The 13,364-nt window shown below is 31.6% G+C and carries 7 protein-coding genes; all 7 read right to left on the bottom strand.

Annotated features, from left to right (window positions below):
* Position 1: 1 nt before the first annotated feature.
* On the bottom strand, positions 2-940 hold the full coding sequence (locus MOV42_RS03880; protein WP_324172486.1) for a tetratricopeptide repeat protein: 939 nt from the start codon (positions 938-940) through the stop codon (positions 2-4).
* On the bottom strand, positions 937-5,187 hold the full coding sequence (tssI, locus tag MOV42_RS03875) for a type VI secretion system tip protein TssI/VgrG (protein WP_324172485.1): 4,251 nt from the start codon (positions 5,185-5,187) through the stop codon (positions 937-939). The genes MOV42_RS03880 and tssI overlap by 4 nt, the downstream gene beginning before the upstream one ends.
* Positions 5,188-5,303: 116 nt before the next feature.
* Complete coding sequence (locus MOV42_RS03870; protein ID WP_324172468.1) at positions 5,304-5,822, bottom strand: Hcp family type VI secretion system effector; 519 nt, start codon at positions 5,820-5,822, stop codon at positions 5,304-5,306.
* A 98-nt stretch (positions 5,823-5,920) separates the two neighbouring features.
* Positions 5,921-8,515 (bottom strand): phospholipase effector Tle1 domain-containing protein, encoded by a 2,595-nt coding sequence (locus tag MOV42_RS03865; RefSeq protein ID WP_324172484.1) that lies wholly within the window; start codon positions 8,513-8,515, stop codon positions 5,921-5,923.
* A complete protein-coding gene (locus MOV42_RS03860; RefSeq protein ID WP_324172483.1) occupies positions 8,515-9,870 on the bottom strand; it encodes a tetratricopeptide repeat protein in 1,356 nt (451 codons plus the stop codon). The genes MOV42_RS03865 and MOV42_RS03860 overlap by 1 nt, the downstream gene beginning before the upstream one ends.
* The gene (locus MOV42_RS03855) at positions 9,863-12,721 is read right to left on the bottom strand and encodes a type VI secretion system Vgr family protein (RefSeq protein WP_324172482.1); all 2,859 of its coding nucleotides are present in this window, start codon (positions 12,719-12,721) and stop codon (positions 9,863-9,865) included. Before MOV42_RS03855 ends, MOV42_RS03860 begins: the two co-directional genes overlap by 8 nt.
* 116 nt (positions 12,722-12,837) lie before the next feature.
* Positions 12,838-13,356 carry an Hcp family type VI secretion system effector gene (locus tag MOV42_RS03850; RefSeq protein ID WP_324172468.1) on the bottom strand — a complete coding sequence of 173 codons (519 nt, stop codon included), beginning with the start codon at positions 13,354-13,356 and terminating at the stop codon, positions 12,838-12,840.
* Positions 13,357-13,364: the final 8 nt, after the last annotated feature.

Genomic DNA, 13,364 nt, shown 5'->3' with positions numbered 1-13,364 from the left:
CTTACTTTATTCTCTCTAAAACAACTTTTGGAATTTTTCTCTCTTTACCTTTTTCTTTCATCTGTTTTATATATGTACTGTAGGCTTGTTTAGCTTTTTCTTTGTTTTTTAAACCCCAATAAGCATCTCCTAGATTAATGTAGGCTACTGTTCTGTTTGGATATTTATCTATGATTTTTTCTAGGAGGTAGATTGCTTCTGGATAGGCTTTTGCTTTTTCTAGGTAGTATGCTATGTTGTTGTATGAAGTTAGAGTTTTTCCAGATATTGAATCTATAATTAAATAATTTTTTAAATAATTTTTAGTAATCTCTTTTATATCACCTTTATTGTTCCCTAGTTGTTTTATTGTTAAAGCAGGTTCTGCACAAAGCTTTGTTTCATATAGACGTTTCAAAAGTAGTTTTTTGTTGTAGTATTTATAATGCGGTGTCCACGATGGATCAAAAACTATTTCACCACCAGAACCCAAAATACTTATATTTTTCTCCTTTATTTCACTTAATCCATTTTCATTAATTTGATAGATATGTGTTATAAACTCAAGAGAGCCAAAACGTATGCCACTATTGTAACTTTGAATCATTAGAATTAAATAGTTACTTCCATTTTTTGAACAAGAAATATCAAAGACATTTTCTCCTGATCCATAGACATATTTTTCACTAAGGAATTTTTTTTTCACATTCCCCTTTAATACATAACCTTCAATACTATTATGTGCGGGGATATAATGTCCTTCTTCATCAGTATAAGATTTTACTTTATTTTTTTTATTAAACTTAATAGAAATATTTTTTAAATTTATATCATTTATTTTCGTATTTGTATTATCACGATAATCAATATCAGATAATCTTTCAAGCTCAAAATTACTCAGTGCATAAGCCTGATTAAATAATAATGTAGCGAATAGTGTTATAAAAATCTTATATATCATGATGTGAGTCCTAGTTTTTTACTTATTTTTTCAAAAGCGTGCCATCTTTCTTTTAGGTGGTTTGCTTCACTAGAGTGATTACTCATAAATGGATTAGATTGTGTACGTTTTCCATTTACTCTACCACTCACCTTATATACATCTTCTTTAGTGATTCCAGCTGTATATGCATTCATTGGCTTAGTTTTCCACCAAATACACGCTGATAGTACAGCACATTCTAAATCAGTTTCAAGTAGTTCAGGTGTAACTTCAAAATCTTTTTTGTTATTTGGATTGATTTTATTATACTCTGTTGAAACAGTTTTATAGTTATCTCGTCCAGTAACTTGAAGAATACCACGACCTCTAAATTTATATCCATCTCCAGTTGTATTATTTCCCATACGTCCACCATAAACTAAATTAAAAAAGTCAGGTTGTTTGCAGTATTTTTGATTATTAGGGAAGTAAGAATTTTGTTGTAAAGTATCTAATTTACGAAAGCTTCTAAAGTTTGAGGCGGCTGTTTTCCTATAGTTAACCCCTTCCGTTAAATCTTTGAAACAGTTCGATTCAACAGAAACTTGAGATAAGAAATGAGCAATTTTAATATTAGTATTTATTTCATAAAGTGGACAATACTTGTTAAGAGCATTCAATAAGTTAGTTCTATTGCCAGAACCACTACAAATCGAATTCAACATCTCTTTAGTAATCAACTCGTCTTTAACTTCATACCCCCACCCCTCAACCAAAGCCTCATCCAAAGCAAGTAGTGTGTTCTTTCCTACTACTCCGTCAGCTTTACTTTGATTGTATTGATGAGTATTGTTTGTTGCTTTATAGTTCTCTTGGAAAGTCATTACTGCTTGTTCTCCATCATTTCCTAACTTAGCATCTATACCATCACTACCTATATCTATTTTCATCTTTTGAAGAGCTTCTTGTATGAGTTTTACTTCATTACCTTTAGAACCTTTTTTTAATACTGTCTTTTGTATATCTTCTACTATATCATTTAAAACTTTATCTTCTTTGTAGAGTTTTGATTTTAGGGTTCTTTGTATACTTGTTTTATTACTTTTATACTCTTTATCTTTATGTTTGACTACTGCTTGTATATCTTGTATATCATTTATATCTATACTTAGCATTGTTGCTATTTCTTGCATAGTTAATGTTTTTTGAATCTCTTTGTTTTTAACATACTCTTCGAAGCTACATACTTTAGGTTCATTGATGTTTTTTAGCAAAGTGACTATATCTAGTTGTATTTCTATTCCTTCTCCAATATTTGCATTTGCTTTTATTATTATCTCTTCATCAGGTTTTACTACTTTAGCGAAGGCTTGTGTTGGTTTATCTATTGAAACATTTGTTATTTCACCTTCAAGTGTAGGTCTTACATAAGAGATAGTCTCTCCTGTGTTTTTTGGATACTCTCTTGGATATACTTTTATATTTATCTCTACTAGTTTAGGTTCATCTTCTTTTTTTGCTTTAAGTTTATGTTCTACGCTTAGGTCATCTTTTACTTTTTCTTCTATAGTTGTTACTTTACCTGAAGAGTCTTTTTCTTGTATCTCTACTTTTAAATCTTTTATCTCATCTTTTGTTGGGTTATCTATGTTTAGTTCAACACTATAGTTTACTTGGGTAGAGTGAGGTTCAACTATATTCTTACCTAAGACTTCTACTACATTTACTTGGCGTTTTAGTTCACTTAGTCCATAACCCTCTGTTTCATCTTCTGGGCTATTTACAAAGCAGTGTGCATGTCCGTAGTGTTGTATATTATCATCTTGTAGTTTTACTTTCATTATGAGAGCATCTATCTCTATCTCATCATCTGTTGGATTATCTTGTAGTAGTCTTGTATCTAGTTCATCATTGTTTTTTATGAAGTACCATTTTAGTTGAGCTGTTTGTGTTGGGTTTAGTTCTGTGGTCTCACTCCATGTTCCATCTTCATATTTTTCTACTTTTGCTGTATATATAAGTTCTTGTGTAATCTTATCTTGTTTAGAGATTGATGTTTGCATTCCTATTACTCTTATCTTTTCATAGAGTGGTTTTTTCAAGTCTTCTATACTAACTGTTTTTGAAGTGACTCCTGCGTTTGCTGAGTTATCATCATAGTTTGATGTTTTAAAGTGTATACCTGAGCTATCTACTGTTAGAACATTTCCTCCAACTTTCAAGCTTATTCCCTTTGCTGAGTCTAGCTCTATAGTTTTTGCTGCTTGTTTTATGGTCTTTGCTTTTAGGGAGTATGCTTTTTTTACTTCTATAGCTAAGTTCTCTCCTACTTGTTGGTATTTACTACCTAGGTGTTTTTGTTGAGTATCTTTTTCTACAAAAGAGGTAGAGAAACCTTTTACTCTTTGTGTTAAGTCTTTTTGAACAACATTAAATGAGTTATTATTAACAATAGAGTTTGAGTCTTTAAGTATATGTATCTCTTGGTCTTCTTTGATTGTTAGTATTTGCTCTTTTTCTATTGTCTTTATCTCATTACCTAGTATATTTACTTTCTTATCATTTCCTATTGTTTGGGTTGAATCGTTTTGGACAGAGAGTTCTAGGTCATTATCTATGATTGTTTTTTTATTATTTGCTATATGTGTATTACTATTGTTTAGTACATTTAGTTCATAATCATTCTGTGCTCTTAGGCTTAGTAACTCTTCTCCTTGTTTATCTTCAAAGAGTAGTTCATTATATCCCTCTTTATCTTCGTATTGGGGTGTTGTTTGGGTTTTTATAAATGACTTTGTTTTTTCTTTTGGCAGGTTAAATGGATGTCGGTTCTCTCCATTGTGCAAAGCTCCCGTTATTATTGGTCTATCTATATCTCCATTTATAAAGCTTACTATTACTTCAGAGTTAACTCTAGGTAAGAACTGTACGCCATAGCCATCTCCACTATAAATATTTGAGAGTGGTACATAAGCAGAGGTAGGTCTCTTTTCATCAAAGTGAAATATTACTTTTATCTCTCCTCTTTCGTTTACATCTATTTCATTTGCAAACTTTTGAGTATCTTTATCTGTATTTGATACTATTGCTGTTTGTATAGAGTGGATTCGTGGTTTAGAAGTAATTACTTGGGGTCTATATATAACTTCACTTGGGATTGCTATGAACTCTACACTGTACTGTGCTTGTTGTTCATCATCTGCAACTTGAGCATACTCATCTAAGGCATTTGGAAATGTTGCTTTATACTTTACACTTAGAACAATTACTTGAGTATTCTTATGTCCTTTAATATCTTTTAGGTTTAGCACCACTCCATCTTTAACACTTAATTCTTCTGAGTTTCCTACGACTCTAATACCTTGTGAAAAACCTTGTTCTGCATCTATCTTTGCATAACGAGAGAGGTCTTTATACAAAGACTCATCTAGTTTATCAAGTCTATCACGGAGAGTCTCTTTTTTTATATCTGAGCGTAATTGGGATGTTACTTCATTATCAGCAAAAGTATGACTATGCATTACTTGTCCTGCTTGTATATTGAAGTCTAAAGAAGGCTTTTTATTTTCATAATAGTCTTGTGCTTGTGCTGATGTTGAAAATGTTTTAACTTTATTATATGTACATTCTATGATTTCTGTATTTAGTGGAGCATGTTCGTTTAGTTCACATAGGGTAACTGTGTATGGATTATTTGAAGATGCATCTATTAGAAGGATGTAACCTTCTTCTTCACACAACATTTTAATAAATTCAAAATCACTTTGTTTATACTGTGTACAAGTATGACGCTTTGGTATAGTTTGAGTATCTATTTTTACATCAAGTTGAATATTTAGTAGTACTGAATATTTTGCAATGATAGATGAAATGATATCAGGTACATTCATCTCTTGATAAACTTCATATCTTTGGTTAAGTGAAAGATAGTGTAGAGGGGATACTATTTTTATTTGGTAAAGCTTTTTTCTTGCTACACTTCCATTCTCTTTAGCTTCAATGATTTTTCCATATATCTTTTTAGAGTTTAATGGGCTTGTTTCATCTCTTAAGTGTAGTTCTGTTTCTGTATCTACTATATCCTCTACATTTATCTCTTCATCACTTATGAAGGTAAGTTTATATTCGTATCCAGTTAAGATTGAACTTTTACCTTCTAGTTCATATACGCTATAGGAGTCTCTTCCTTGCATCATAGTATCTGCTTGATTATATTCAGATAGTTTTAGTTGGGCTGAGATTCGTTGGTGGATTTTACTGTTCATGGGAGATGCTAGTTGTGACATTTTCTACCTTTTAAAGATACTTAGATACTTAATAAACTTTGGTATGAAAAGTACTAAAATATACTTTTCACACTAAAACTTATTTTCCGGGTTTCCCCGAAATAAAGTATAGGGGCTTACGCACCTACACCTACTCTCCAGTCATCTTCTCCAGATGTACTAGCAGTTTCATGTCTCCAAGAAATCTTTCTGTAAGAAAAAGATACTACTTCAAGAGGCATAACTTGAGCCGCTGATGAACTCTCTTGAGATTCCATTGATGCATCCATATTAGTTATTACAGCATCTTCAAGAGTCATACTGTAGTAATGTTCAGGTTTACCTGCATATGAAGTTCTATACCATTTAAGTTCTACTTTCTTTAAAGTCTCACCTTTAGTTAGTGCATTATAAAGAAGTGGTGAACTTTTATCAATTAGTTTAGTAACAATCAATGGGTTATGAGTTCTTTGACCTGTTGGCTGACCTGTAGTCGTATTTCGTGGGATGTTGATGTTGTGAGTAAATGCTTTTACTATCGCCTCATCTTCATGACCATTCTGATAAATATTACCTACTGATTCTGGTGTTGTTGCACCTTCTGTTATATTACCTTGTGTGCTACCCTCGATTGACATAAAAACTGGATTATCCATTTAATTTCCTTATAGTTAATTTGGGTTTTATTATAGTCTTTAAAATACAACAAACAACTTAAAAAATATGCTTATTTGTTATATTACAATTATCGAAGTTAACTAATAAAGCAAGATTGTTTTTTTGTTGAGCTATATTTAACTCTTTTGCCGTAAATTTCCACTTTCTTATTGGTATAGTTGTCCATTGAAGGCATATTTACATCAATAGGAGCTATTCCATCTAAATCAGCTGAATGATGAAGATATCCTTGTCTTAACTCTTTATGTAAATCACCATGCATTTCGAATTTATCTTCTTTTAGCTCTTTATATACTTTATATAAAAATTTATTATTTCTTGAATCAATTTTATATTGAGTTGAGATATCTTCAAAAGGAACTTTTTCTGAATTATCATCTGAGTTCAAAGCTTCCGTGTGCATAAGCTTCAAGCTAACATACTCATACTTATTTGAAATTTTTGGTCTGTATATATATAAATTATCATCTTCAATCAAGTTTTTAATTCTATAAAAACCAGCTTTTTTATTTCGCTTAATTTCTTTTATATCTTCAGCTGCCTCTACAAATAAGTCTGGACTGCTCTTTATCCACTCATACTTTTTATTCCATTTAAGAAGCAATTTTTCATTCTCATCAGCGATATAACGAGGACTCTTTTCTTTATCCATATAACCACCACCGACATCAGCGTGTGCCCCAGGAAGAGCTATCTCTTTCATTTTTGAATCTTCTTGAAACTTTTTAGAAGCACTCTCAGTAATATGTGTCATAGCAAAGTTTTTTCTGTACTCATCTTCAGCTGTGAGATGAACAAGTCTTCCTAATTTAGCCTCTTTAAAATCTAAATTTAAATCTTTATTATCATTTGCTTGACAAATCCCATAATGAGCTACAGTATCGTAAATCCCTATAAAACGAAACGAAACAGAATCTATCTGTAGTTTTCTTGCATATTTTTTGTAATATGGATTATAGTAGTCTACATTTCGTTTATTTCTACCTACACTTTTTGTAACAGTAATTTTTTCAATATCTGTTCGTAGAGGATTAAAGTAGTAACGTCCTTCTACCTTTGTATAAACACCACCTTGCTCTGGATAAAAAGGAGAAAATATGTTTTTTGATTCATCACTTGTATTTAGTGTATATTTACGTGTTGTATCAGATGTCTGGACATCATACTCTTTCATTATAGAACTCACAAAGTGTCTTGCTTCTGCCGCTCCACGTGAGAATCCAAAAACATCAAGAACCAATTCATTTACTAAGTTATAATTATTATGACGTAAGTTTTTAGCTATTTTATCGCAGGTATATACTATATGGGCTAATACACCGGTACTTCCAAATGCCAATCCTAAACCTATTTTACTATCTGACTTTAGTTTCCCACTCTCATAAGGGTCTATACAACCATCTCCGCTAGCATATACTTTAAAGCTGTCTTTTATATATTTCCTTGGCTCTGAGTCTTTTAGATTTAAGGGGTCATAAGCTTTGTAATGTTCGAACAAACGTTTGATATTTGTATATCCATTCACAAAACTACTGCCCTCCCCTGAAGGAAGAATCTCATCATATACATACTCTTTTACTAGAGTCTCTTTATACTCTTGTGTGTCTGCATCTAGTATTATCCCATCTTTAACAGCTTTCTCAGTATCTTTGTTTAACTTTCCATCTTTAATATTTATAAGAAAGTCATAGACTTTATCTGAATGATCTGATGCTCTGTCTTGAAACCAAGACTTATATTTTGTATCTTCGTTGTTTATCTTGTCTTTTGATGAGTTTTGGAAATAACGGACATTTTCTTGAATTTCATCACGAATAGCGTTGATAACTTTGTCTTTTTGAGGTTTATCTACTTCTCTTATGTATGTTGCTGCATTTGGATAGAAATCCTGATTATGTCTATCTTCTTTCTTAATATAATCTACTATTGCTTCAGTATCCAAAACAATTTTAGTTTGCTCACTAAGGTACTTATGAAAATCAAGATTAAAGTCTACATTATACATACTGTTTTTAGTTCCATCGAAAAATACTCCATACTCAACTAGAACCTTTGGCATCAAAGAAACAGAAGCATGTTCACTTAGAACTAGTACATCATAAACATCATCTTTTTTATTGTATATATAAGGGAGTGCTACTAAAGCATAAGCTTCATCTTCTATATTATCAGCATATAAGTATTGATTACAGATTTTAACATCTAACCTAAGGTATCCAAAATTTGAATGCATATTTTTATCATTTTTTAACACAGAAGCTTCATCAAAAAAACCAAAGCCTTTTAGAAGACTTTTTAACTTATTAGCATCTTTAGACGGTGTACTTTGACGAATTATCCATTTATTTTTAAACTTTGAGGGATAAGTTCTAAACTCAGATATTTTTGTTTTATCTAAAGTAAAGGCAGGTTCATCTTTTGCATTTACACACTCTTGTAAAAGTGGGAGGTATCTGTCTTTTATCTCATTAATTCTATCTTCATTACTTTTTGCTTTATCATTTAGAAACGCATCGCCTAACTCATCTCGTCCAACTACTAAAAAAGCCCATCTTGTTCTAGCATTCTGCGCGGCAGCGACTCCACTATTATTATAAAAAAACCGTACAACATGCATAAACTCTGTATCATGATAATAGACATTTGATGAGCCTCTTTTTATTTCTGACATTATTTTTGTGCCTTTAGTTTTTTTAGTTGTTTTTTTGCACGTTTGCTACCAAGTTTAGAAGCTTTTTTATACCAATAAATTGCTTTTTCTTTGTCTTTTAAATCTCTTTGATAAATATTTCCAAGATTATTAGCTGCTTTCATACTTCCTAGTTTAGCACTTCTTTTATACCATTTTATTGCATTTTTATAATCTTTTTTATCATGATAATCATATCCGCGTCTAAACCCAGCAAAGCCACAACCCATAGCATCTGCTTTATCTAACCATTCATTGTATTTTTTTTCATCTTTTAAATCTACTTCATATGTAATTGCTAAATCTTCCGTTCCATCACAATCACCCATCTCATAAGCTTTAGTGTACCACTTAATAGCTTTTTTATAATCTTTAAAATGTTCAGCATACAAATATCCAATTCCTGAAGCACCTTCTGGATTACCCATTTCAAATGCCTTTAAACGGTATTTTTTTGTATTTTCATAATCTTTATACTCATTAACATAAACCCTTGCCATCCCTATATAACCTCTGCTATCATTTAGGTTTGCTAAGCGTTGAAATATCTCCAATGCCTCTTTAGCATCTCCTTTTTTAGCAAGCATATATCCATAAGCATCATAAGCATCTTTATTTCCGAGTGCCATCGATTTTTTATACCAAGGTTCTGCTTTTTTATACTCTAGCAGTTTGTCATAATTGGCTGCTAGATTATAAATAGACTTATACTCACCTAACTCTGCCCCTTCTTTATAATAATCAATTGCATCATTAAGTCCATTTTCTATATAGGCTTCATGAAGACTTCCTAAAAGGTAGTAAGATTCTTTGGAAGCTTTTTTAGCACCTTTTAGGTACTCTTTCTTTGCTTTTTGAAAGTCCTCTTTATCTAGGTAGAGATTCCCAAGATAGTTATATGCTTCAACATTACCTTTTTTTATCCACTCTTGATAATAAGCAATAGCTTCATCTTCTTTAAGTAGCTTTTTTTCTAAGATTGAACCTACTCTAAATACTGAATCTTTATAATTTTTATCTGCTGCTTTTTTAAACCATTTTACTGCAAGGTCATACTCTTTTTTCTGCTCTTCATAAATTCCACCAAGATAGTACATAGCTTTTGCATCATCTTGAAGAGTTACTTGTTTGTAAAAATTAATAGCTTCATCAAATCTATTTTTAGTAACAAGGTAACCTGCTAAGAAGTTTATATCTTCTACAGATTTACTATTATTAACTTCTTTTTTTAAACACTCTATATATTTATTTGTAGTTTCTAACTTATCTGTACATATTGAAACATCAGCATTTAATGCTGTTAGTAAAAATAATATTATTAATAAAAATCTATTCATTACTTTTTTCTTCTCCATTTATCTCTTCTTCACTATCTGCAAAATTGGCATGTGCAACGGCAACATTCATTTGAGTTGTTTCTATATATGCTGTTATTTTAGGGTCTAGTTTTTCACCCTTATAGGTATGAGTCATTGTCCCTTTTGCATTTGACGCAGGAACATCTTTACCTTCTACTGTCCATCTTGTTTCTGCTTTTTCTTCTTCAGTAATCTCATCAACATTATATATTGCTTGAGCTTCAAACTCTTTATTGTCATTGTTCGTAATATTAACGAGAATATCTTCTACCTCAAGATAACGCTTAAGTTCAGTAACTTCATATCCCTCTTCAACTGCATCAACTACAAATGCATGAGCATGTCCGTGTTTATAGATATTCTCTTTTTCTAGTGTAACAGACATTTTTAAACCTTTGCTGTTAATGGTATCGTCTGTTGGGTTATCTGTTAATATATCTTTATTCTCTTGGTCATTGTTTTTAATGAAGTACCAGTTGATTTGTGCCTCTTGTGTTGTTGTAAGTTCTGTTGTTTCACTCCATGCACCATCTTCAAACTTTTCTACACTTGCTGTGTATGTTAATACTTGGGTAATCTCATCTTGTTTAGTAATGCTTGCTTCAACTTTTGTAACTTTGAGTTTATTATAAAGTGGTTTTTCTATTTTAGCAATAGTAATGTTACTCGCTGTTACTCCTGCATTTCCTGAGTTAGTATCAACTTTTGATGCTTTTAGATGAATCCCTCCTCCGTCTACCGTTAGAACACTTCCCCCACACTTTAGGCTTATTCCATCACTTGCTTCTATTTCTACAGTTTCAGCTTCTTGTTTAATTGTTTTTGCGTTTAAATGGTAAGAACTTGTTATTTCAATCCCAAGTTCTGCTTCTATTTGTAAAAATAGATTTGCTAAGTATTTTTCTTTTTGGTCTTTTTCTATATAGTGAGTTACTTGACCTTTTATCCTTTGGATAAGATCTTGTTCTATGATTGTTTTTTGATTATTATTGATGATGGTGTTAGCATCTTTAAGTATATGTATCTCTTGGTCTTCTTTGATTGTTAGTATCTGCTCTTTTTCTATTGTCTTTATCTCATTACCTAGTATATTTACTTTCTTATCATTTCCTATTGTTTGGGTTGAATCGTTTTGTACAGAGAGTTCTAGGTCATTATCTATGATTGTTTTTTTATTATTTGCTATATGTGTATTACTATTGTTTAGTACATTTAGTTCATAATCATTCTGTGCTCTTAGGCTTAGTAACTCTTCTCCTTGTTTATCTTCAAAGAGTAGTTCATTATATCCCTCTTTATCTTCGTATTGGGGTGTTGTTTGGGTTTTTATAAATGACTTTGTTTTTTCTTTTGGCAGGTTAAATGGATGTCGGTTCTCTCCATTGTGCAAAGCTCCCGTTATTATTGGTCTATCTATATCTCCATTTATAAAGCTTACTATTACTTCAGAGTTAACTCTAGGTAAGAACTGTACGCCATAGCCATCTCCACTATAAATATTTGAGAGTGGTACATAAGCAGAGGTAGGTCTCTTTTCATCAAAGTGAAATATTACTTTTATCTCTCCTCTTTCGTTTACATCTATTTCATTTGCAAACTTTTGAGTATCTTTATCTGTATTTGATACTATTGCTGTTTGTATAGAGTGGATTCGTGGTTTAGAAGTAATTACTTGGGGTCTATATATAACTTCACTTGGGATTGCTATGAACTCTACACTGTACTGTGCTTGTTGTTCATCATCTGCAACTTGAGCATACTCATCTAAGGCATTTGGAAATGTTGCTTTATACTTTACACTTAGAACAATTACTTGAGTATTCTTATGTCCTTTAATATCTTTTAGGTTTAGCACCACTCCATCTTTAACACTTAATTCTTCTGAGTTTCCTACGACTCTAATACCTTGTGAAAAACCTTGTTCTGCATCTATCTTTGCATAACGAGAGAGGTCTTTATACAAAGACTCATCTAGTTTATCAAGTCTATCACGGAGAGTCTCTTTTTTTATATCTGAGCGTAATTGGGATGTTACTTCATTATCAGCAAAAGTATGACTATGCATTACTTGTCCTGCTTGTATATTGAAGTCTAAAGAAGGCTTTTTATTTTCATAATAGTCTTGTGCTTGTGCTGATGTTGAAAATGTTTTAACTTTATTATATGTACATTCTATGATTTCTGTATTTAGTGGAGCATGTTCGTTTAGTTCACATAGGGTAACTGTGTATGGATTATTTGAAGATGCATCTATTAGAAGGATGTAACCTTCTTCTTCACACAACATTTTAATAAATTCAAAATCACTTTGTTTATACTGTGTACAAGTATGACGCTTTGGTATAGTTTGAGTATCTATTTTTACATCAAGTTGAATATTTAGTAGTACTGAATATTTTGCAATGATAGATGAAATGATATCAGGTACATTCATCTCTTGATAAACTTCATATCTTTGGTTAAGTGAAAGATAGTGTAGAGGGGATACTATTTTTATTTGGTAAAGCTTTTTTCTTGCTACACTTCCATTCTCTTTAGCTTCAATGATTTTTCCATATATCTTTTTAGAGTTTAATGGGCTTGTTTCATCTCTTAAGTGTAGTTCTGTTTCTGTATCTACTATATCCTCTACATTTATCTCTTCATCACTTATGAAGGTAAGTTTATATTCGTATCCAGTTAAGATTGAACTTTTACCTTCTAGTTCATATACGCTATAGGAGTCTCTTCCTTGCATCATAGTATCTGCTTGATTATATTCAGATAGTTTTAGTTGGGCTGAGATTCGTTGGTGGATTTTACTGTTCATGGGAGATGCTAGTTGTGACATTTTCTACCTTTTAAAGATACTTAGATACTTAATAAACTTTGGTATGAAAAGTACTAAAATATACTTTTCACACTAAAACTTATTTTCCGGGTTTCCCCGAAATAAAGTATAGGGGCTTACGCACCTACACCTACTCTCCAGTCATCTTCTCCAGATGTACTAGCAGTTTCATGTCTCCAAGAAATCTTTCTGTAAGAAAAAGATACTACTTCAAGAGGCATAACTTGAGCCGCTGATGAACTCTCTTGAGATTCCATTGATGCATCCATATTAGTTATTACAGCATCTTCAAGAGTCATACTGTAGTAATGTTCAGGTTTACCTGCATATGAAGTTCTATACCATTTAAGTTCTACTTTCTTTAAAGTCTCACCTTTAGTTAGTGCATTATAAAGAAGTGGTGAACTTTTATCAATTAGTTTAGTAACAATCAATGGGTTATGAGTTCTTTGACCTGTTGGCTGACCTGTAGTCGTATTTCGTGGGATGTTGATGTTGTGAGTAAATGCTTTTACTATCGCCTCATCTTCATGACCATTCTGATAAATATTACCTACTGATTCTGGTGTTGTTGCACCTTCTGTTATATTACCTTGTGTGCTACCCTCGATTGACATAAAAACTGGATTATCCATTTAATTTC

This window comes from Sulfurimonas sp. (assembly GCF_029027405.1).
Taxonomy (GTDB): Bacteria; Campylobacterota; Campylobacteria; order Campylobacterales; family Sulfurimonadaceae; genus Sulfurimonas.
The sequence above is the reverse complement of the archived record's forward strand: the minus strand, read 5'-3'. Positions and strand labels throughout refer to the sequence as shown.

What these genes read in the sequence shown, in the direction of transcription:
- MOV42_RS03860 (WP_324172483.1), bottom strand. Translation starts at nt 9,870, where the DNA reads ATGAATAGATTTTTATTAATAATATTATTTTTACTAACAGCATTAAAT.
- tssI (WP_324172485.1), bottom strand. Translation starts at nt 5,187, where the DNA reads ATGTCACAACTAGCATCTCCCATGAACAGTAAAATCCACCAACGAATC.
- MOV42_RS03855 (WP_324172482.1), bottom strand. Translation starts at nt 12,721, where the DNA reads ATGTCACAACTAGCATCTCCCATGAACAGTAAAATCCACCAACGAATC.
- MOV42_RS03865 (WP_324172484.1), bottom strand. Translation starts at nt 8,515, where the DNA reads ATGTCAGAAATAAAAAGAGGCTCATCAAATGTCTATTATCATGATACA.
- MOV42_RS03850 (WP_324172468.1), bottom strand. Translation starts at nt 13,356, where the DNA reads ATGGATAATCCAGTTTTTATGTCAATCGAGGGTAGCACACAAGGTAAT.
- MOV42_RS03880 (WP_324172486.1), bottom strand. Translation starts at nt 940, where the DNA reads ATGATATATAAGATTTTTATAACACTATTCGCTACATTATTATTTAAT.
- MOV42_RS03870 (WP_324172468.1), bottom strand. Translation starts at nt 5,822, where the DNA reads ATGGATAATCCAGTTTTTATGTCAATCGAGGGTAGCACACAAGGTAAT.